We start from the raw sequence: 22,259 nt of genomic DNA, 5'->3' as shown, positions 1-22,259 counted from the left end.
GAGAGAGCTGAAATTTGAATCGGAAGTAGATCCGTAAACTGCCTCATCAGATAGCCAGACATCATCTTGGTGCCAGTTGGATGTTTCTCCGAGCTAGGCCGCAAGCACGTTCGCGAAGTCGGCTGCACTATCCACAAAGAGGGCTGACCGCCCTGTGAGCGCTCTCCAGATTGGAACCATGCGTCCCTCACCTCCGTATCGGAGGAAACCGTATCCGAGAACGCATTGTATTTTTTGATTGACGTTTATTACTGTCGGGATGGTGGATGGGGTATGCTCGATTATCTGCATGCCTACAAGCCGGGAAAGAGTGTGGCGATCGAGAGCGTCGTTGCGATCGCGTTCGTCTCGATCGCAACGGGCGTGATAGCCATTATAACCGAACCAGTCGTTGGCGTGTCCGGATTTCTCGGTACTATCGGGTCAATCGCGGGGTTCAGCGGGACAGTCCTCGGATTTGCGTTGCTTGTTACAGCGTGGGGGATGCAGCGGGGCTATCGGTTCGCCTACCTCGTCGCCGGAGTGCTCATCTTTCTCGCGGCAGTTCACGGCATCGTCCAGTTACGGCTCCTCTCGATCCCGCTCGCCGTCCTTTCGGTCGGTGGACTCATCGTACTCACGCTCACGAGTGATCGATTCACGCGTCAGATCTCGATAAGCGATACGCAACTGGGCGCACTGGCGGCTATCGTTGGCGTCGTCTGCTATGGGACTGCCGGGACCTATGCGCTACGGGCCGGGTTCGACGACGTCGAAACGGTTCTCGACGCGTTGTATTTCACCCTCATTACGGCAACGACGGTCGGCTACGGTGATATTCATCCATTGACGGAGGAAGCTCGACTGTTTGTGACATCCCTCGTCGTTCTCGGCCCTGCAACGATCGCCGCGACCGCCGGCTCCGTATTCAGTCCCATTCTCAGGGCACAGCTCTCGAAAGGTGTGCACAACGAGTCCTCACAAGCCACTGCTCGTTCGAATCACGTCGTTGTTCTCGGATACGGTGACCTCGCAGCGCCGATCGTCAACGAGTTCTCCGAACGGACGTCGTTCACGATTATCACTGAGAACACAGCCGCTGTCGAGCAATCCGATATCGATGCCGAAGTCATTACCGGTGACCCCACGAACGGAAGGCTACTCGAACGAGCCGGTATCGAAGATGCGACAGCCGTTGTAGTCGTCACAGGACCGGAGGACACACCGAATATCATCCGTGCTGTCCGGGACAGAGTGGAGTCAGTACACCTAGTCGCTGTGAGTCATGAAGCCGATGTTGAGACGCTCGAAGGACTCGGTGTCGACGTAGTCATCGATCCGCAGATGATACTCGGGGCAGCGACCGTTGATGCTGCCCTCGGTGGGCATGATAGCTGAACGCGATCGATTTTCGCCGTGCCGTCTGCAGGCAGTCTCGCATAGAGTAGCTTGCAAAATGCGTTCATTAGATTCCAGAGATATCTGATTGACTGTCAGACTCTTTGAGTCTGACAACGTTGTAGAAACAGGAAATCCCGTTCCCAGCGAAGCCTCAAGCCAAGCACGGAGCGAACGACGACAGCAAGCGAGAAATGTGGTATGTGCACAGTTATTAAGATCGCCGTTCTCAATTTCGATAAGATCAGCGTGACCACATTCGGATACTTACTCCCGACACGGGGAGTCGTCTTTTCAAGCACGTCGACAACGGAACTCACAGCCCGCGCCAGCGCTGATATCGTTGCTCTCGCCCAGCGTGCCGAATCACTCGGATACGATTCGGCGTGGGTGGGTGACAGCGTCCTCGCGAAACCACGCTTCGAGCCACTCGTCACTCTCGCTGCCGTCGCGGCAGCGACCAATTCGATCGAAATAGGAACTGCAGTGTATCTGCCGGTGCTTCGTCATCCAGTGCACGTCGCTCACATGACGGCAACGCTTGACCAGCTAAGCGGTGGTCGCTTATCCTTGGGTGTCGGAGTAGGCGTCAGACCGCCCGAACGCGAAGAGATGCGACAACTCGGTATCGACGATGAGCAGCGTGGGGCGACACTCAACGAAGCACTAGCCATCATCTCCGAGCTCTGGAAGGGAACTGCAGTCACCCACAACGGCGATCAGTACAACTTGGAGAATGCGGCAATCGGATTTAAACCGGCGCATTCGCCATCACTCTACGTTGCATCGGCTGCCTTCGACCCAAGTCGGGGATTTCCGCGGACGATACGGCGTCGCCTTACTGACCATGGCGACGGGTGGCTCCCAATCGCGATGGCACCCGATACGTATGCTGCAGGCTTAGATCACATTCGAGAGCTGCTCAGAGAAGCCGACCGACCCGTCGAGACGTTCACGCCGGGCTATTATCTCGACGTGGTTATCGCTGACTCCGAATCAGAGGCCCTTGACGACGCACGCGAGTTCTATTACAACTACTACGGAGATCAGGTCACCTATCAGTCTGATCGCTTGCTCTCGGACGCAGAGATCCGGAAACGAGGTGCGTTCGGAACATCCGCGGCAGTCGAATCATTGCTGGCTGAGTACATTGAAGCGGGCGTCGAACAGTTCGTCGTCAGGTTCCCCACCACTGATCAACGTCACCAACTTCGAGCATTTTCGTCGATCGCAGATAGAATACATTGACAATCCACCCCACCCTGAAGGGCGAGACTTTGCGCCTGTTTTCATGTAAATGATATTGCCGATTCGTAGTGTCAGACGCAAAATCGTCATTCAGACAGCTGCGATCGGGTCTCAGCGTGAAGCGCCCAAATTTCCGTCATACGTGAGCGGATCTGTACATACTGCTCGTAAAGTAGATCATACGTTTCGGTCACAGCAGTAGTCGGCTGATACCGATCCGGAGCCGACAGAACCTGACTCGCACCAACTGTAGGATCCGAATAGCAGTCAGTACCGACTCCTGCAAGCACCGCTGTGCCAACTGCAGTCGGTTCGGCACTATTCGGAACGAGGATCTCGACGCCCATGCAGTCCGCGACGAGTTGATTCCAAAACGTCGACCGAGTGGGCCCACCGGTTACGTAAAGCTGTGAGACCGTATTCGGAATCGCCTCGTAACAATCTCGAAGTGCCAATGCAAGCCCTTCGTACACCGCTCGAACGATATGAGCGGTCGTATGCGATGGTTCCAGGCCAAACAACTGTGCTCGTGCATTCGGATCGACGAACGGACCTCGCTCGCCAGTTGGACTAAGATACGGGATATACAGAAGATCGTCTGCCCCCACCGGCACCGATTGTGCAGCCGTCTCCAGATCCGAATACCTAGCGTTGCCCTTATCGACAATCTCGTTGCGTACCCACTCGATACTCTGAGTACCTGCATTTGAGCCAACCGCCTCTGTATAGAGGTCTTCCCATAGAGCGACCTGGATCGTCGTCGAATCGACGCGTGGTGTCGATGCCAGTGATTGGTTCACCACTGAGGTCCCGATCGAAGAAACCGAATCACCTTCGGAGACGGCACCACATCCAATGGCGGATGCAGCGACATCGAACAGTCCCATTACAACCGGCGTTCCAACTGGAATGCCAGTCCTCGCTGCCGCAGGTTCCGTTATCGACCCAACAACAGACCCCGCCGGCTGCAGGTTCGGCCGAAGGTGCATGTACTCGGCTAAGCCTGTTGTCTCCCAGACGGCATCCGAATACGACTGTTCGTAAATGTCCAGTAGTGGTAGCGAGGCATCGCTCAGATCCGTCGTTCGCTCTCCAGTTAGCTTGTAGCTGAGCCAATCCTTGCAGAACAAGAGCGTCGCTGCCGTCTCAAGGTAGTGGGACTGTTCATCGGACAACCACGCGAGAAGCGGGAGTACAGTACCCGGAAAGAGTTCTGACCCACAGATGTACTCAATTTCTTCAAGCGTCCCATCAGTGCGCCACTGATCGATATACTCGCTGGCTCGACTATCCGACCAGAGAATAGCATCGCGAACGGGCTCACCATCGCTATCGATCAGCCAACAGCCATCACCTTGGCCTGCGATGCTCACACCAAGAATCGTCCCATCACGTGGAAGCTGCTCGAGGAGATCCCCAAGACAGCCAGCGGCCTGCTCCCAGACAGTGTTCATATTCTGTTGGGCCCATCGGGGCTCTGGATGATCAGTCGAAAGAGATCGCGTAGCCAGTGCTATCTCACTTCCAGCCGGCGTAATAGCGATCGCTTTGATCAGTGATGTACCGGCGTCGACACCCACAAGGATATCCATTAGTCAGTACGCTACTGCCAGTCGAGTTAGTGATTATGGACGGTCGCCATCAACACGTCGGAGGGACTATTATCTACTTTGAGATGAGTCTTGCTCGGTAACTTTAATAACTGAGTGATTTCTATTGATTGAATCATCGTTAACAACCGGCTTAAGCGGCGAATTCCAGATTTAGTGAATAAGTCATCAGGGGCAGAACCCTTGTGCAACGGATCGATTTTGATATCGTTGTTGCACAAGGTAATGTGAAGAGCTACAGTACCGGGAAGAGTTTCCCAGTGCGCGAAAGAAACGAGTGGATTCAGGCAGACCGGCAGGCTTCAACGACAATTTCGGGATCGTCAACGAGTTCATTGACAGTGTGCGCTCCTTTTCCTTTTCCTCGTCCCTTTCGCTCTTGCTCAATAAGTGAGAGAAACGCGAGTTCGGAGAGAAGATCTCGAACTCGGCGTATCTTTAGTGGCTCAGCTCCCTCACGTTCACAGACGATTTGATAGGCAGAATGGATCTGTTTCGAAGGAATCGTCGGCTCGTCCTCAGCGGCTTCCTGCATTCGCAGCGCAAGCGCTAGCATGAGGTACTTCGAGTGTGTCGGCTGTTTCGAGATAAGTTCCGAGAGTCGAGCTTGTTCTTCGCGATCGTGCGCTTCATCGACATAGTCAACACTAACGGAATCATCGCCATGTTCGTCAGTGATTTCACCAGCGTAACGGAGAATATCGATCGCTTTCCGTGCGTCACCATGTTCACGGGCAGCGAGTGCTGCGACTTTCGGAATCACGTCTTCATTGAGTACATCCTCACGGAAGGCGTCTGCCCGCGATCGAAGGATCGCTTGGAGTTGGGAGGCATCGTACGGAGGGAACACGAAGTCACGCTCGGAAAGACTCGATTTTACGCGCTCGTTCAATGTGTCTTTGTACCGGATCTTGTTGCTGATCCCAATGATGCCGAGTGTTGAGTTGTTGACTTTGCCTGCCTCTGCTGCACGCGAGAGTTGCATTAACACGTTATCGTTCTCGAGTTTGTCGATCTCGTCAAGAATGACGATTCCTACGTCTAAGCGAGCATCGAGGATTTTCCAGAGTCGCCGATAGTAATTGGATGTACTCACACCCGAGTGGGGAACGGTGATATCCGTCTCGTCGGGATCGTTGAACGATTCAGCGATAGTTCGAACTGTCTGTGTTTCAGTCGACTCCTGGAAGCAATCAACGTACGCGATACCAACTTGCACACCATTTTCGGCAGCAGCCTCGGCGAGATCGCGTGTGATGTACTTCGAACAAAGACTCTTTCCAGTTCCTGTTTTCCCATAAATTAGGACATTATTCGGTGTTCCACCGCGTTGTGCGTCCTTGATCGCTTTCGCAAGGCTTTGGAGTTCGTCATCTCGACCGATAATTCGATCCCCTTCAGGAAGGTGACTAACCCGAAGAAGCTCTTTGTCGGCGAAGATCGGATCAGGATCGCCGAAGAATGATTTTGACTCGCCCATAGAGGGGTTTTCTCAGGGACAGAGTATGAATCTTCGCCACTACAATGCCGCTGTAAGACATTATGTGTTTTCCATAAGAATGAAAAACGCCCGTTGTGAGGGTTAAGAGAAGAGTATAGCGGGAACGGAGCTAAGAACCCCTCATTGCCGCTGTAAAAATAGAGGATCCTCACACCCCGGAATGCCGCTGTAAGGAATGAGATGGTGACCCCACCTGAAACCAAGGTTGAGCGGAGTAGCGACTGGAATAGTCACGCTACGACGGTAAATAAGAGGGATAACCGCCATTGGATGGAGACCACTTGTTCGGCTTTTCGATGGCAAAAGCGATTGCCATCTCAATTAGACAAAAGTGTAGCACGGTAACGAATAACGTTATTGGTAATAAAGGTACTGAAACATAATCAATCCGAATTGTTCCTGAGCATCAGCAATTGACAAGGACTTCTGCTTGGGTATGGTCGAGCAATCTTACAGCGGCATTCCGGGGTGGCGGTGTTCACCTCAAGATTCTATTCGCTTTTACAGCGGCAATTGGGGGTGCATCTCTGTGATTGATAGGTCTCTCACCTCTTATTCCGATAAGACGTCTCTTCGTCGGTGTTATTGGTAGTTTACAGCGGCAACCCGGGGTGTCTAACCGTTTCAATCTATTCTATTCTTCTTATTGCGTCATAAATACAGTTATGGCTCGCTTTGTGTTTATATTCGGGATCACTAACCTCTCAGCGTACAGTCCTTTGGCTTGAGACCGAAACCGGATTACAGAGACTACGAAGAGCGGTCCGTGCTCGCGCGTGCTTCGTGAGAATAAATAGTATAGCACTGTAAATCTGCCTTCAGTGTCCTCTCTTGCTGGTTATGTGAACTTCACCGGGGGGTTTTATTTACCCTCCCCTGTATGTCCTCAATTATCATGGCATCTGGAAGAGTGTCAACACTCGAAACCACGGAAAACGGTGAGGACACGACAAGAGTGCAATCGATCTCATACGAAGACGTAAATATCAATCTGACAGCGGGGTATAAACCAACAATCGTCATCAGCCTCCTAGTAGCTGTCTCATTCGTTCTATTCGGTGGGATCATGCCAGGTCTCGATGGCGGCGGTGGAGGCGTGACCCTCATGACTTACACTGTTGCAGCGTGGGGACTCGTCGTTGGTGTCCTTGGTTTCGTCTACGAGTACTGGATTGGGCGCAACCAGGCCATAACAGGTGAGCAATAATCTTCATGAGGGTGATATTGCAAGGGGGAGTAACCCCTGAGGTCGAGAGCGGTCCACTAGCAGTCGCAGTGATCATCGCGTACTTCGCGGTCGTTGTTGGGATCGGTCTCTACTACTTCAAGCGCTCGCGCCAGTCGACGGGCGACTTTTGGATTGCCGGCGGACAAATTAAAACCTACACCCAGGTGTTTGCGTTCTACGCGGTGCTCGCGAGTGCCGGCTCCTTCTTCGGTATTGGTGGATTCGCCTACGCCTTCGGCGCAAGCTTTGGGATGTTAGTGGCTGTTGCCGTCGCCGCCGGTGGGCTGTTTACGATGATCTTTCTAGCGGGACCGATCCGCCGAGCAGGCGTCTACACAGTCCCAGCTTACCTCCAGATGCGCTACCAGAGCAAGCGAGTGCGCTTGGTCGGCGCGCTCATCTTCGCGATTGCCGCCTGGGCATACATGATCCCGCAGCTGACCGCGGGGGGTATCACAATGGACTTCGTCCTGCCACAGCTCGGCTACGGTCTCGGTGTGATCATCGCTGCGATTGGCTTTGCGCTATACGTCTCGCTGGGGGGCATGTGGGCGGTCACTTGGACCGACTTCATCCAGGGAATCATGATGGTGATTCTCTCGGTATTCCCCATTCCGCTGATCCTACTGGAGTTTGGCGGTGTCAGTGGGACCCTGTCGGCGGCGCTTGCGGCCAACTCCGAGTTTGCGGGATCGAACCAGCCGTGGATCACCCACCTCGGAATTGGTCTAGTATGGGTCCTCGGAGTGTTATCGCTCCCGCAGTTCGGTCAGCGGATACTCTCAAGCGAGAGCGACAGAGCTGCACGCCGAGGATTCATGTGGATGGTGCCGCTCTACATTGCCACATTCGGTCTCTCGGCATACATTGTTGCCGGCGCTGCGACGGCCGTTGAACCGAATCTCGCCAATCCGGACTACTTCTACTACGCGATCCTCGCTGAGTACTTCGGCCCAATCGTTCAGGGACTAGGCGCCGCCGGATTGCTCGCGGCGATTATGTCAACTACCGACGCGCTGCTGGTCGCGTTGAGCGCGAGCATCAGCCACGATATTCCTAAGACGCTTGAGTGGGATCTCTCCGAGCGTCAGGAGCTTATCGTAGGCCAGGTCGTCATCTGGGGTGGCGCACTGACGACGGCCCTGGTTGCGCTTGATCCGCCGGGATTGATCGCCACGATGACGACGCTAGTGACAGGCGGGCTCGCGAGCGGCCTCTTCCCCGCGGTCGCGATCGGGACATGGTGGAAACGCGCGAACGAGCCGGGCGCTATCGCGGCCATGATCACGGGCTTTCTGGTGTATGGGGCCTTGCTGTTCGGTGATGTAATGGGCCCGCTGTTCGCTGAGGCGCTGATTGCCGTACCGGTCGGAATTGTTGTGTTCTTCGTGGTTTCCTTGGCGACGCGGCAGCCGACCGGCCAGGAGCTCGTCGGCTTTCAGACGTTCCACAGCGACTCCATTGTCCCCGAATCCGGAGCTAATGCCGGTGTCACTGTCGGTACCGACGACGACTGATCCTGAATCCTTTCGGGTCGACCGTATCGGGATCCTACGCAGCATTGATGGTCCACCACTCACGTATGCCATCATGTTCTGGAAGGTTATCGGGCTGCTCATCGGATCGGAGTGGCGGGCGTTCTGCGGCCTGAGTCCCAATCGATTCTTGGAACTCGCAACCAGCGTGCTCAACGATCTCGGCTACGATTACACTGTCGAGAAGACGACGACTACCCAGACAGAACAGACAATGCTCGGCGCCGATGAGACAGGCGAGCGGATCGTCGTCTCCGAACCGGTTCACTTCCGGATCGAAATTATTCGAGCGAGACATGACCCCGTCAGCAGTGTGGCACTCTCGTTGGTTCTCCCGGAGAAACGCCGCGAAGAGTTGACCGATGAGCTCTCGGTAGTGACGTTACAGGAGGTCAATGATACCACCCGCGAAGCCATGGCCACGTTCATCAACCGGGTGATCGCTGAGAGCGACCGGCCGCCGTGGAAGGTGAACCACCACGTCGGCTTTCAACTCGCAGTGTTGCTCCGGTACAAGGTCCGACTGCTGTGGGAATACTGGTACCACCTCTAAGCTCATCCGCTCAGCTCGGTCATTTAGCTGAAAGTAGGCGCTAAGCCCCCTTCCTCAACGAGCGCCGAAGGCGCGAGTAGGGGGGGGGGGGGATACAGCGACGCACAGTTCTCATCCACTCTACGGTTACAGGCCCACAGGCCCACGTAGTCGCAACGTTTTCGTGCATAGAGTATATACTATGCATACGGTGAAGCGGACCACAATCACACTCCGAGAGGACCAACACGAGTGGGTTCAGGAACACCACCTGAACCTCTCGTCGTTCATCCGCGAGCGACTCGACGAGTATATCGAGGAACACGAGTAACGGATGTACTACGCCTACAAGTACTGTCTCAAGCCGTCCGACTCCCACCGCGAGGAGTTGGACCGCCACCGGGACATTTGTAGGCAACTGTACAATCACGCTCTCTACCGCTTTGACCAAATCCCTGAGGACGCAGGTACGCTCAATCAGCGTGTTCGGTCCATCTAAGACGAAATACCGTCCCTGAAAGGTTGGTGGGATGGTCTCTCGGACGTGTACTCGACAGTTCTGCAAACTGCGGTCATGCGAATCGAGCAGAACGTCAAATCACTCGGCGGACTCAAGGAGAGCTACGGCGTCGGTCAACTTAAGTGGAAGCCGCCACGCGAGTTCCGCAGTTTCACGTACAGTCAGTCTGGCTTCAAGCTCGACAAGAAGGGCGGTCAGACTGTGCTGTCACTCTCGAAACTTGCGGACATACCGATACGGCTTCACCGCGCCATCCCCGACGACGCGACACTCAAGCAGGTCACGGTTAAGAAGGAACCGACGGGCGAATGGTTCGCCACCTTCGGGGTTGAAGTGGACCGCGAACCACCCGAGAAACCCGACGAACTGACCGACGTGGTTGGTATCGACGTAGGGATTCTCAAGTACGCCCACGACACTGACGGCACGGCGGTCGAGTCGCTCGACCTCTCGAACGAACGTGAACGCTTGGAGCGCGAGCAACGGAAGCTCTCGCGCAAACAGCACGGGTCGAACAACTACGAGAAGCAACGGCGGCGCGTTGCGGAGTGCCACGCCGACCTCCGACGGAAGCGCCGCGACTTCTTACACAAACTCTCGGCGTACTACGCTCGGGAGTATGACCTCGTAGCAGTCGAAGACCTGAACGTCAAGGGGATGATAGAATCGCCGTCGAACAGCCGCAATACCGCCTCCGCCGCGTGGCGGACGTTCCTCTCGCTACTGGAATACAAGTGCAATCGAGAGGGGACGCACTTCGTGGCGATCAACCCGAGAGGGACGACTAAAGAGTGTACGTCATGTGGCGTTTCGACTGACAAACCGTTGTGGGTTCGTGAACACTCCTGTCCCGCCTGCGGATTTGAGGCGGACAGAGATGCGAACGCGGCGTGGAACATTCTTTCTCGCGGCATCGAAGATATAGGAGTGGGATACTCCGAATCAACGCCTGTGGAGACTGCGCTCCCTGTGGATACGGCTGTATCTGCAAAGCGCGTCGTGGAAACAGGAAGCCCTACCCTCAAGGAGCGAACGGCGTCAGCCGTGAGCGAGTAGGGTATGGTAGTTCACCGAGTGATCGAGTCGCGTTCTGGCTCGCCATCAGTCGTCGATTTGGAATCGGAGGCAGACTCCCCGCCCGGAAGCTCGAGCGTCCCTGCAGGATCGACTACCGTGCGTTCCGGAATCGATGTCGGCGCCGGCGGTTTACGCGCGACCAGTCGTTGAAACCAAGTGAGGTCCCGCGGCTGGTTCGTCTTGATCTGCTCGTACTCGACGACGATCTGATCGCCCTCGGGAACGATTCGAAAGTAGTTCAGCCGGAACGAAGGATAGTAGAGCCCGGGAAGCCGAGAGAACCACGTTTCGACGTGTTGGAGCTTCTTCAGCCATGTTCCCGTATTGACGACGACGCGATCGCCCCATTTCGTGAGCGACGCGCGGTGAGTGTGTCCGTAGACGAAGACGGCTACGTTGGGGTGTGAATCGAAGACGTCCTTGGCTGCGTTCAGAAACGGCTGGTCACCCTGGCCGACCCGCACCCCGGACAGCATGACGCCGAAGCGTTCGAGGGTTTGCCTCAGATCCCGCCTGAAGAGCCAGAGCGGAATCGCAAGCATGAGTAACACGCCGATGATGACGATGTTGATGGCGATTATGAGCTCAAGAACGTAATCGGCAGCACCGAGGGCCCGAACCAGGGCGTTGTTGGTGAAAAAATGTGGCGGAAGGAGTCCGATCGCCTCGAGGACGGTACCGATTAGGTAGAATATCGTGATGTTGAAAAAGAGCAACAGTGGAACGACGATCGTCCGCAAGAGCGGGCTCATCTCCCGATAAAAGTAGTTCGAGAGCAGCCAACGTGGGATCTCCTCCATCGGCGCGACCGACTGGATGTCGCGGAGCCAGTCGCCTCTAGCGTGTTCGGAATAACGCCCGGCGGCGGCGACGATCCGCTGGACGACGAAGTAGCCGACCGGCAGCGCGTCCGGGTTGCCCCAGTCGGGCATGCGGTTGTTCGCGTCGTGTTGCTGGCCGTGCTCGATCCAAACCGTTCCGTCAGCGACCTCGCGGGTGAGGACGATCTCGGGCTCGAGGATCAGGTTGTACTCCGCAAGCCGGTTCACGTAGGACGGGTAACAGGCAAGGTCATAGTCGTGGTTGCCCGGCATGAGCGTGATGTCGATCTCTTCGCCGGTCGCGCGGAGCTGTTCGAAGACGCGAGGGTGATCCTCGATCACCCGTTCGAGCTTATCGGAGCCGGTGACCTCCGCGTACTCCCAGAGACCGAAGGCGTCGCCGTTGATGATCAACTCGACGTCACCACCGCGCTTGCGCAGGCCTTCGAGAAAGGAGACGAGTTCGTCCTCGAAATCGAGTGTAGTGAGTTGCTCATCACCGCCCATATGAAGATCGCTGATAAAGACGTACTCGGTAGCCATTTAGATGCCGTCCAGTGTACTACCAGTAGTGACATGATAGTGGTTTCCCTGTTTTCGTACCTGACTTCGTGATCCACACTGGTCGAGACTAATCTCCAGTCTCTGAGAGGCGCTAGTGACATCCTCCCGGCCGTAAACGGCGGAGCTTCTCTTTCAACAGGCGGTAGCGAGAAATCGCGTGGCGAAGTTGGGCGAAACAGGTAGTATCGCCCGCCCCGTCGTCGTATGTAGTCCTGTGGCGGGCTTCAGACAGCCCAGCAATGGGTGCCGAACCAATATTGCGGTGCGGGGACGGTTTGGTTCCTCGCTTGGGACGGGCCGCCGTCAACCGGCCCCGAAGGACGGACCGACGACGTTGACGAGACGCTTCGCGTCTCGTTAGCCACTCAGAACGCGGAGCGTTCTGATGACGCCGAAGGCGTTCAGGGCGGGGTGGTTGACCAGAGCCAAATTTTACGATAACAGCGGAATTGCGCATCAGCTGTGTCATGTCCGTCGACGAGCGATGGGTATTCTTTAGAGCACCTACGTCGACCCTGGTATCGGGTTTGCGACCGCAACAGTCGTTCTCGCATTCCATAATCCAACAAACCACGCAGTCGGTGATCAATACATGGTTGCAGCTCCCTTCAGTAAGGACCGCAATATGCAGCTCTCTGACTACCCACGACCCCTTACTGTACCCCGTCAACGGAATCCGGATGCATTCGAACTCCGGGCTGTCGAGACGGCATCCCCCAGCAGTATCGAGAGATACGTACGCTGTCGGCTGGCGGTGAGGAGCGTAGCCGTTGAACAAACAGAGGTGGTTTCCCCTTCAAGAGAGACTACCTTGTGCAACACTCTGTATCCAAGAAGCGAATTGTTGCACAAGGCTGGCCACGTCAAAAGATGGGAGTCCGTACGCCACAGTCGCAGCTGGTACAATCAGTACTCTGTTGAAATACTCAGAATATGGCAGAAATGAGATGCTGCATACAGAGCATCTACTCAGCAGTGAACTCGACGCCTGTGATCTCAAAACGTGCGCCACCATCGGTACCGTCTGTCACACGTACGTTCCAGTCGTGTGAATCCACTATCTGTTTGATAATACTCAGACCGAATCCAATTCCGTCCTCAGCGGTGGAGTAACCTACGTCAAACACGTCGTCGCGTTCGTCTTCAGAGATACCCGGTCCGTTATCTTCGACGTAGAAACCATTCACCAACTCTCCAACAGTGACCATCACGTCCTCGCCGCCGTGTTCGACCGCGTTCCGGAAGAGGTTCTCAACGAGTTGCTGGAGGCGGCTTCGATCTGCTCGAATCACCCCGTTGATATCGGTCGTGAGTGTCGCCTCCGCTGTCGCAACGGTTCTCCAGCAATTCTCGGTGAGGCTTGTCAGATCGACTAGTTCGATATTAGTCACGTTATCGCCCTCACGTGCCAGTGTGAGCAGATCCTCGATCAGTCTGTCCATCCGGTCATGGGCCTCCGCGACACGATCGAGGTTATTGCTTTCACACTCCTTTTGGGTGAGTTCGAGGTATCCGCTCGCCACATTGAGGGGATTCCGCAGGTCGTGACTAACGACAGAGGCAAACATCTCTAACTGTTCCTCGCGTTGTTTGCGCTCGGTTATCTCGTGGTAGAGACCGATCAACCGATCAGGCTCGGTTTCCTCCTTGATGACGACTCCCTGAACCTCTGCCCAGACCGTGTCCCCATCTTCGTGAATCATTCTGAATTCCGTGTGATATAGTTCGTCAGTTTCGATGGCTTGATTCATCGCCTCCTCGACCCGGGGAAGGTCATCCGGATGGGTACGCTTAGCGAAGGCTTCGTAGGTACCCTCAAACGAATCGGGCTCAAGTCCGAACATTCGTTCCAATGTGTTGTCCCACTCAATTTCGTCCATACCAATCTTCCATTCCCAGATGCCCGTTTTGGTCCCCTCAAGAACGAGATCGAGCCGTTGTTTCGTCTCGCGGAGCTCCTGCTCTTGGGCTTTCGCATCGGTGAGGTCGCGGCCGATTCCAACAACACCGAGGAGCTCTCCTTTGGAGTCGGTTAGCCGTCGGTTGACGAACTCGTAGGGTATTTGGGTACCGTCGCTCGTTTGGATCTCAGCCTCTATTTTATCAGCACCCGTTTCCAGCGTTGTCTCGAGCGACTCGGCAATGCGCGACTGTTCGTCATCAGGGAACAATTCGATTGCGCTCATTTCGGTTAGTTCCGCCTCCGAATACCCGGACACTTCTACAATGGGTTCGTTCCACCGCCGAAGGGTACCCTCCGGGTTAATCACATAGAAAATATCAGTCAACGCATCTAGTGCCTCGGAGATAAACCTCCGCTCTGCTTCGAGTTCCTGTTGTCGCTCACGTTGCTCTGTGACTTCGATGAAATAAAACGCGATTCCACCATCTCGTTTCGGATAGGCTTCGACTTCGAACCAGCCATCGAGTTGGGAGAAATACTCTACGAACGAGGTCGGTTCTCTGGTCTCCATCACCCGTCGGTACTCCGTCTCGAACCGAGTGTCCTTCGCGTCCTGGAACACGTCCCAGAAGTCCCGTCCGAGGAGATACTCGTTGGACATCTCGTAGAGGTCTTCGGCTTGCTCGTTGACGAGGGTGAACCGCCAGTCAGAATCTACTTCAACGATCGCATCGGTCACACGTTCGATGATTTGCTCGCGTTCGTTCCCAATCGATTCGAGCTGGGTCCACATGTGTTCAGCCTCGCGTTCAATCCAATATCGCTCCACGGCGTTTCGCACACGGTTTGCCAGAATCGTGTACTGGTCAGTCCCACTCTCCTTTTGGAGATAGTCGGTTACGCCCGCAGAGATCGCATCGGAGGCGATCTCTTCTGACCCCTTACCGGTATACAGGATGAACGGCAGGTCTGGATACTTCTCACGGATCGTTTTCAGAAATTCGATACCATTCTGGCCAGGCATGTCGTAATCCGAGATGACACAATCGAATTGTGTCTCAGAAAGGCGGTCCAACCCGTTGCTGGCGTTTGATGCCATTTCGATACTGAATTGGTTGTCCTCGCGCATGAGGAAAGCGGCAGTCAATTCTGCTAGATCTAGCTCGTCGTCGACGTGAAGGATACGGATCGTATCGCCACCACCATCAGTAACTGAGTATCTCACTCGTTGACCCCCTTGTTGGTTCCAACATCAAATCGATTGCCATTGACCGTGTCGGTGACATCGTCTTGGGCTCTGAGCGGAGATTGGGAGTCAGACACGATCTGCGCGGGGATTGTAATGTGCAACGTGGTTGCGTTACTGGGAGGCAACCTATGACGGGACCACGCGAAAGCGTCCTTGTGTCCTAAGGAAACGTGCAACCTTGAGCTCCCCTTTGGGGAATCCTCGCCCTTTAGGCCGAGGAGGATGTCAATGCTTGCGAAAATACGGCTTGAATGTGTCGTTACCATGGTGAAGGGTGTGGGTCATCGAAAGTAGGCCATGGGACCGAACGAACGGTATGGGGTGTAGGTCCGATCGATCACAGACTATTTCGCTCGATAGTATTCTATTTATTATGTAATATAATAAATATCTTGCGAAAGAGATGATAGCAGAGATCACACGTCATTACGAGCCCGTACTGGGTATGGTTACACTGTATACGCTTTGTATTCAGCAGAACTTCTGAAACCCATCACCGCTTGTGAGTTTTCAACAATGCCAAATCATCCTACGACCCTAACCCAACCAACTCACTCAACGAAAGAATAGCCCGCTCACAGAATATCGTCTGTCGTCTCAGCCAAGAATGGAATATTTTCATGAGTAACGTCTTATCAAATCGGCCGAGAATAGAAACCAAACTCGTCCCTGTGCGGCGCCATGTGATTCGCGAAGGCATTCTCAAACACCTTGAATAAACCGGGGAGGTTCCTCGCTACCGCAAGATGAGGCGTCCTACCGACTGGTCTCAACGACTAGTGTCCGTTCACCATCAGGATCGGCTTCGGTAACAACCTCCCATCCACGATTGGTCTTGCGTACTTCGCAGTCGGCGTCCTCCCCGTCAAGGGCGACGCTGACGATCTCGATATCCTCCGGAATAGTGTGACCAACAATAAGATGTTTAAGTGACACATCAGCGTCAGCACAGACAGTCGTCGAGTACGTGCCATCGCCGGCCTGCGCCTGGACGTCGATCGATCCGTCGCCCACACGAACGTTTTCTGCGCCGATTTGCGACTCCTTAGGCGGGACCTGTGGGGTGATCTCTAGTCGACCACGACCCATATCAGGTCTGACACCGAGTTGTTGACCAACTACCGGCCAGACTGTTCCATAAGACCCCCATGCCTGCAGTGCCATCAGCCGATCGGTAAAGGGTTGGTTGATTGAGCGACCGTATTCTGGTGAGGGGACAACCTCTGGCATCGCGCCAGGGATCTCGTCGGGTTCAGGTAACTGCAGCGAGGCGTTCGCGTCGATGAATCTCCCTTGCTTGTCGTTACCAAGGCGGCCGTAGTTGCCCTCTGAGATCGCCATAATCGCAGTATTGAGCGTGTAGATATTGCGCTCGGTATGGTCTTCCGAATAGTCGTACTCCTCGCGCTCACAGCCCGGTGCGCCTGTATGATAGAGCCCGATGTTCCACTCGCCTTCTAAATCATCCTCGGGCGATCCGATCCCGCCGAAGCACTCAGTCTCGCGCAGTGAGAGTGCACTGTCAGCGTCAACGTCGCCCGTGATCCCGAGCTCTCGATCGTCGTCTCCGAACTCGGGAAGTTGAATCTCGAATGGCGTTAGCCCGATCCAATGGCGGTGGTACAGTGGCGTGTCGTCCTCATCATCGAGCGAGTCAGCGTAGCTCGGAGCTTCGGGTACCCACCAGGTCTGGTTGAACTCGTCGAGCATCTCGTCGGCACGCTCGGTCGCCCAGGCAACGGTCTCGTCATCACCCTTACTCACGGCCATGTCGGCCAGATCATACAATCCGCGAATTGTGTAGACAGCGTTGTCAATGACGCGCTCGCCCATTCCCTCACGTTCAACGTTGCCTTCACCGACCGGCCAGCCCTCATCACCGCCGAACTCCGCAAGGAGGTACTCCATATTCCGTCGTGCAAAGTCGTAGAGCTCGTCGCGAAACGCGTCGTCGCCGCTCCAGCGCCAGATCGTCGCGACCGCACTGGGGAACTTCGCTGTTTCGTCAGTATTGCCTGGATCATCATTCGCACCGTAGTATACCGATCCGTCAGTAATCACCTCGTGGACGACTTTCCCCGAGCCCTCATTTGCGACCTCGCTGATCTCGTAAAGCGCGCGCATGTGTTCCTTAATCGGCTCGAACTGCCCGAGTGCGACGCTCGCGAATGTCGTGTACTCGCCGTCGACAGCGAACAGCCACGGAAAATCGGGATAGCCCGCACCGACGAACCGCGCCCGATCAACGGTTCCCGATGGCTCGGGATAGTTCTCGCCGGCATTAGTCACCCGAATCTGCAAGTCTCTCGACTCCTGGACGAGGTCCGAAAGATTCTGTTTGGTCCAGTCGATCGCCTCTTCAAGTCGGCGGTTCCCGGGTAGATTGAGGCGAGTCCGTTCGTAGCGTTCGAGTCGCTCTTCAATCTTTACCGAGAGCGCTTCCTCTGGATCCGAGAGCGCCGCCTCGCACGCCTCGATGGCGGGGTCGGCCCCTGATTCGGAGCCTGCGACTGCGAACCAAATCGTCTGTGTCTCGCCTGCCGAGACCTCGAGTTCGTACTCAAGCCGCCCGCCCGTTCCGCGGCCAAAGACGGAGTTATCGTGGCGTTCGAACTTGGAGCCATCGGCAAGTTCCGCGTCCTCGTCTTCCCCCGCGTTGGGATCGTAAGTCTCCCACTCGTCCTGAGGACCACGAAAGTCCTCACCAGCTTCGCCCCCGACGGGCTCGAGCGTCGCACCGACGGCGGCCGCCCAGTCGCGCTGGCCAGCGTTCTCGATTGGCGGCGTCCCCCCGGAACGAAAGACCAGTCGTTCGCCGTCGAATTCGCCCTCGTCTTCGAGATTAAACTCCGTCTGCGAGGGATCAGTGTCGCTCCACGGATAGGCAGTCGTGAGTTCTGAGTGAGCCTCTGCAGCGATCTCGATGGTGGTGTTCTCTTCGGCAGTGAAATGGAGCCCGATGAGTGCAACACGCTCGTCGTCGGGGACGAACTCCGTTCGTTCAAGCGAGATCCCGCTACTAGTAGGAAGATCCATTTTGACGAAGCCATAGCCCCGTGTGAACTCGGTCGCCGGACCAACCGACTCTCCGTTCACTTCGAACCAAATTCCGTCGAGCAGTTTGAGCGGCGGGCTCCAGACTCCTTCCATCTCGCCGCCAATGTGCCAGCCCATCGCTGGAAACCGGCCGGTTTGGATCCCTGCGATATACGCTCGCGTTCCGCTGGTAACGTATCGACGATCCTCAAGCCGTTCTGTGATCGAAAGCGTCGGCGATTCGGGGGCGCCCTCTACCACTTGCGTGTTTGAGCGCTTTGTGTCGCCACTGGCAAGTCCTGTTGCGCCAATGAGTCCCATTGTTGTGGCGCCTTGCATGAGTCGTCGTCGGCTAATTGCATAGTCGTGGCTGTCATTCGTTCCCATTACATCACAGCGATTCACATCTATGATAGTTAATACTGAGGAAAATTCAAGAATATGAGGTGTTCGAACACAAACTATCAATCTGGGAGCTTAATTTGGTTTATTAACTTAGCTGATAATAGACGCCTGCCACATACGATATAGTCTGCTTCCCCAATTCGGGGAATGAGAATATCACCATCTCGAATTCTACATAGTGTCTGTTCGTTCTATTCTCTGAGAGAGCATCGCTTGCTAGCACAGACTGTTTAGACTGCAAGCGCCCGTACAGCGTCTGCAGAAACGATGACGTTCCGATCCGAGCGTGTCACCCGCTCGCCGCTCACGTCCGCGATCAGCGCCGCCAGCGCGTCGAGATAGTCCGTCGATCGTTCCTCCCGGAAGTGAATCGTAGCCTTGTGATCGTAGCGATGGCCTCGATTCCTGAGATAGACGTCGATGAACTCCCGTCGAATCGACTCGGGAGCACCCTCAAGGTACGCCGGAAGCGTGATCGCGGCGTCGGCATTCTTGGTCCCTGTCGGTGCACCCAGTAAGGACAGCACGCGGCCAAGAACTGAGGCGTCCTGCGCGGGGCGGTACTCAGCACCCCGACTATTCTCCGCTTCACGGCAGACCGTGCAGCCAACACCCAGCTCCTCAAGGAGCGCATCGAGATCTGCAAGGTCGCTTTCGCCTCCGACGGTGAACAGCGGGACGAACCGCTCAGTATCGATCGACCCACCCGAGAAGATCCACGCGACTGCCTGTGAGAGCGCCGGGAACGTCTTGCTGTCATACCGTGCGGGGATCCAGTTGTGACCTTCTGCGACCTGGATCGCACGAACGGGATCAGGACGGGACGGTTTGCGTTCCGCATCGGGTTTCCGAACCCACGGTCGGATACGGGATCGGGGAAGATCGAGCCGTGAGGCGAGCGCCGACGAACCGAGGGTCGTATTCCGGGCGGCGTAGTCCACTACACGCCAGTAATCCTCAACGAGCTCCCAGGGATCCGCATAACTCCGCGAGTTGTATGTTCGCGCGAGATCCTTTGGGGAGGCAAGCGAGTCATCGGGCATGTGTGATAGATCGAGTTTCCGAGTATATGAAATATAGTCATTACAAAAAACAGTAAATTATTCACCTGCCTATATCGCAACTATTTTATAATCAATATCTACCGTTGATACTGGCCGTCAGTCAACGCGTATCTTCCTCCCGATGACGCTATACGATGAGGTCACGGAAATGAGCCACATCAAGCACACTGATTAACTATGTGGGCTGAAAGACGGACACATGGATATTCAGTCGATCGCTTCACAAGCGAAGTTGGTCAAAGACGTCTTCAGCGAGAAGAACGTCACCTTTTTGGCCGGAAGTATCGCCTACAGTGCGTTCGTTTCGCTGGTTCCACTGCTCATGTTCGTTCTCCTTGCCGTCTCGTACGTTGATCCCCAACTGCAACAACAGGTCATCGAAGTTGCAACCACTAACGTCTCTCCGTCAGTCGGTGGCGTCATCCAAGTGATGATCGAACAGCAGTCAGGCGCCGGTGCCGGGTCGACAATTACCGCAACGATAATCGGGATACTCACTCTCGTTTGGGGCGCGCTCAAAGTGTTTCGTGGGATAGACACTGCGTTCTCAGAGATCTACGAGACGACGGCTCAGGAGTCGTTTGTCAGCCAAATCAAAAACGGCCTGGTGATGCTCGTGACACTCACGCTGGGGATCGTCGCGATGGTCGCCGCTACCAATATTGTCGCCTTCTTTTCGTTCATTCCGTTCATTGGGCTTGTAGTGCCGCTCTTGCTTATCGGAGGTCTCGTCATCGCGTTCTTCCCGATGTACTACCTGTTTCCAGAAATCGACGTTGAACCACGGGATGTGCTTCCAGGAGCACTCTTTGGAGCGATCGGGTGGGCAATCCTGCAGGTTCTGTTTCAGGTGTACGTCTCCTTAGCTGGGAGCGACAGTAACCTCATCGCGAGCATCCTCTTATTAGTTACTTGGCTGTACTTCAGCGCTGTTATCCTGTTGTTGGGTGCGGTAGTTAATGCAGTCTTCATCGGTCGCGCAAGCGAGATTGTTGAGACGGAGGCTGATTCCGCGACGTAGGATGTAAATCGGACGTGACATCCTTCCCGCCCTAAAGAACGGGGCTTTAGAACGGGAGTCCACGCGAAAGCCTCGGGGCTTGACCCCGAGGCAGTTTACTGGTTTTGGGCTTGCACAACGTTGTATTGTCTCTATTCCTCGTCACGTCTTGGTGGCCGCTCAGCCAATGCATCAAACCGGTCTTGGAAGTCTGACCGTCGCTGCTTGGTCACCTGTGGTTGGTACTCAACCCCATCAATCTCTCCATCAACAAGGGTGACACGAACAACGCCCAGATCGTCGCGTGCACGTTGAGATAAATTCTCAGCCGAGCAGTGCAATTCCTCGATGACCTCTCGATCCGAGGCAGAAGCATCCTTTGCGTCGGGATCTGCAGCATCATCCTGTTCATCTTCGATCAAGATGACAGCAATTCTCTCCTCAATGCGATCGATCGTCCCCGTATACGTTCCATCCGGAAGCGTCATGCAATCACTCCAGTAGCGACAGCCGCCGATGATGACACGGAGCTACGCATGTGATGATCTGAGAATTCATCAACGATGAGTACTGTGAGCGGCTCGTACTCAGTCGGGGGGTCGGTCGGGTCAGCCTCGACTTCCGAGTCCTCCCGCAGCGCTGTCGGATCAGTCGTCGCGTCGGCCTGGGTTGCGACCGTCCACGCCTCGCCGTCACTTTCGAAGATCATCGTTCCATGGGTGGCCGTCCAGTAAGTAGGAATCTCCCGCTCAGCGAACGCCGCAAGCGGTTCCTCGTGGGGATGGTCATACTGGGAATCGTACGCCGAGGAGATAATCGTTGCCTGCGGACTCATCGCATCGAGAAATGCGGGCATCGAACTCGTTGAACTCCCGTGGTGGCCGGCCTGATAGAGATCGACATCGAGTGCCTCCGCGTGAGTCTCGAGTAAGCGCTCTTCAACGTTAGTGCCGGCATCACCCGTAAACAGGGCAGACGACTCTCCAAACTCAACTCTCACAACAACGCTGTTGTAATCAATATCATCGGGTTTCTTGGAGTCAGCCGGCGGATTGAGGACGGTCGCCTGGGCCTGCTCGCTCTCGAAGGGGATCTCGTCGCCCTCCTGGGTCGCATACAACGTCACGTTGTGTTCTTCGACAGCGGTGAGATACCGGTCATAGGCGGCCGAATCATGGGTAACCCCTGAATCCCACACCGCGCCAATGCCATTTCGTTTGGTTTCGTAGTGCTCGATAATCGCTGCGTGCCCGCCGATGTGATCGGCATGGCCATGGGTTGTAACGAGATGGTCAATCCGATCGATATCCTGTGCATTGAGATAGTCGATTACGGTTCGACCATCGTTGGGCCAGTCACCGGAATCGATTAGCATCGTCTCTCCAGACGGCGCAATAATGAGCGTTGCATCGGCCTGCCCGACGTTGATCGGATGAATTTCAAGCGTTCCCTCGAGATCCTCGGAAGGAGCCGTCGTATTTGAATCAGAGGATGGGTCAGTATCATCGTCGACCGGGCTTTGACCACCACCACCAAGACAACCGGCACTACTCACGAGCAACACGAGCATAAGGAGTACAAGTCGGCGT

Annotated in this window: 14 protein-coding genes and 1 pseudogene; 7 read left to right on the top strand and 8 right to left on the bottom strand. The window is 55.3% G+C overall.

The annotated features are described in order from the left end of the window. Positions 1-273 precede the first annotated feature (273 nt). Positions 274-1,377, top strand: a complete 1,104-nt coding sequence (locus HAPAU_RS16585; protein WP_066385021.1) for an NAD-binding protein — start codon at positions 274-276, stop codon at positions 1,375-1,377. A gap of 201 nt (positions 1,378-1,578) precedes the next feature. Continuing rightward, a complete protein-coding gene (locus tag HAPAU_RS16580; protein WP_084383839.1) occupies positions 1,579-2,625 on the top strand; it encodes an LLM class flavin-dependent oxidoreductase in 1,047 nt (348 codons plus the stop codon). An 86-nt stretch (positions 2,626-2,711) separates the two neighbouring features. Here the strand turns inward: HAPAU_RS16580 and HAPAU_RS16575 are convergent, their stop codons facing one another. Both HAPAU_RS16575 and HAPAU_RS16570 read right to left on the bottom strand, forming a co-directional pair. Next, a complete protein-coding gene (locus HAPAU_RS16575; RefSeq protein ID WP_066385020.1) occupies positions 2,712-4,217 on the bottom strand; it encodes an FGGY-family carbohydrate kinase in 1,506 nt (501 codons plus the stop codon). A 301-nt stretch (positions 4,218-4,518) separates the two neighbouring features. Continuing rightward, entirely contained in the window at positions 4,519-5,715 is a 1,197-nt protein-coding gene (locus HAPAU_RS16570; protein WP_066385019.1) for a Cdc6/Cdc18 family protein, read from the bottom strand. Positions 5,716-6,631: 916 nt separating this feature from the next. Here HAPAU_RS16570 and HAPAU_RS16565 point away from each other — a divergent pair. From HAPAU_RS16565 to HAPAU_RS16550, 4 genes and pseudogenes are all read left to right on the top strand, one after another. Then, positions 6,632-6,943, top strand: a complete 312-nt coding sequence (locus HAPAU_RS16565; protein ID WP_157078523.1) for a hypothetical protein — start codon at positions 6,632-6,634, stop codon at positions 6,941-6,943. 5 nt (positions 6,944-6,948) lie between these two features. Beyond that, positions 6,949-8,481, top strand: coding sequence for a sodium:solute symporter family protein (locus HAPAU_RS16560; RefSeq protein ID WP_084383838.1), 1,533 nt, complete (start codon positions 6,949-6,951; stop codon positions 8,479-8,481). A gap of 73 nt (positions 8,482-8,554) precedes the next feature. Further along, positions 8,555-9,052 (top strand): hypothetical protein, encoded by a 498-nt coding sequence (locus HAPAU_RS16555; RefSeq protein WP_066385017.1) that lies wholly within the window; start codon positions 8,555-8,557, stop codon positions 9,050-9,052. Between the two features lie 313 nt (positions 9,053-9,365). Then, a pseudogene (locus HAPAU_RS16550) lies at positions 9,366-10,607 on the top strand (RNA-guided endonuclease InsQ/TnpB family protein). An 11-nt stretch (positions 10,608-10,618) separates the two neighbouring features. Here the strand turns inward: HAPAU_RS16550 and HAPAU_RS16545 are convergent. The 4 genes from HAPAU_RS16545 to HAPAU_RS22455 form a co-directional block, all read right to left on the bottom strand. Then, positions 10,619-11,992 carry a metallophosphoesterase gene (locus tag HAPAU_RS16545; RefSeq protein WP_066385016.1) on the bottom strand — a complete coding sequence of 458 codons (1,374 nt, stop codon included), beginning with the start codon at positions 11,990-11,992 and terminating at the stop codon, positions 10,619-10,621. Positions 11,993-12,978: 986 nt separating this feature from the next. Continuing rightward, complete coding sequence (locus HAPAU_RS16540) at positions 12,979-15,141, bottom strand: PAS domain S-box protein (RefSeq protein WP_066385015.1); 2,163 nt, start codon at positions 15,139-15,141, stop codon at positions 12,979-12,981. A gap of 780 nt (positions 15,142-15,921) precedes the next feature. Further along, complete coding sequence (locus HAPAU_RS16530; protein ID WP_157078522.1) at positions 15,922-18,540, bottom strand: glycogen debranching protein; 2,619 nt, start codon at positions 18,538-18,540, stop codon at positions 15,922-15,924. A gap of 296 nt (positions 18,541-18,836) precedes the next feature. Continuing rightward, entirely contained in the window at positions 18,837-19,649 is an 813-nt protein-coding gene (locus HAPAU_RS22455; protein WP_066385010.1) for a hypothetical protein, read from the bottom strand. Between the two features lie 253 nt (positions 19,650-19,902). Between HAPAU_RS22455 and HAPAU_RS16520 the strand changes: the two genes are divergently transcribed. Beyond that, positions 19,903-20,691, top strand: coding sequence for a YihY/virulence factor BrkB family protein (locus HAPAU_RS16520; RefSeq protein WP_245634194.1), 789 nt, complete (start codon positions 19,903-19,905; stop codon positions 20,689-20,691). A 131-nt stretch (positions 20,692-20,822) separates the two neighbouring features. Here the strand turns inward: HAPAU_RS16520 and HAPAU_RS16515 are convergent, their stop codons facing one another. After that, entirely contained in the window at positions 20,823-21,158 is a 336-nt protein-coding gene (locus HAPAU_RS16515) for a hypothetical protein (RefSeq protein ID WP_066385007.1), read from the bottom strand. After that, positions 21,155-22,240, bottom strand: a complete 1,086-nt coding sequence (locus HAPAU_RS16510) for a ComEC/Rec2 family competence protein (protein ID WP_169802678.1) — start codon at positions 22,238-22,240, stop codon at positions 21,155-21,157. The genes HAPAU_RS16515 and HAPAU_RS16510 overlap by 4 nt, the downstream gene beginning before the upstream one ends. Positions 22,241-22,259 lie beyond the last annotated feature (19 nt).

The organism is Halalkalicoccus paucihalophilus (assembly GCF_001593955.1).
Taxonomy (GTDB): Archaea; Halobacteriota; Halobacteria; order Halobacteriales; family Halalkalicoccaceae; genus Halalkalicoccus; species Halalkalicoccus paucihalophilus.
Note: the sequence above shows the minus strand (reverse complement) of the source record. Positions and strands in the feature narration are given on the sequence as shown.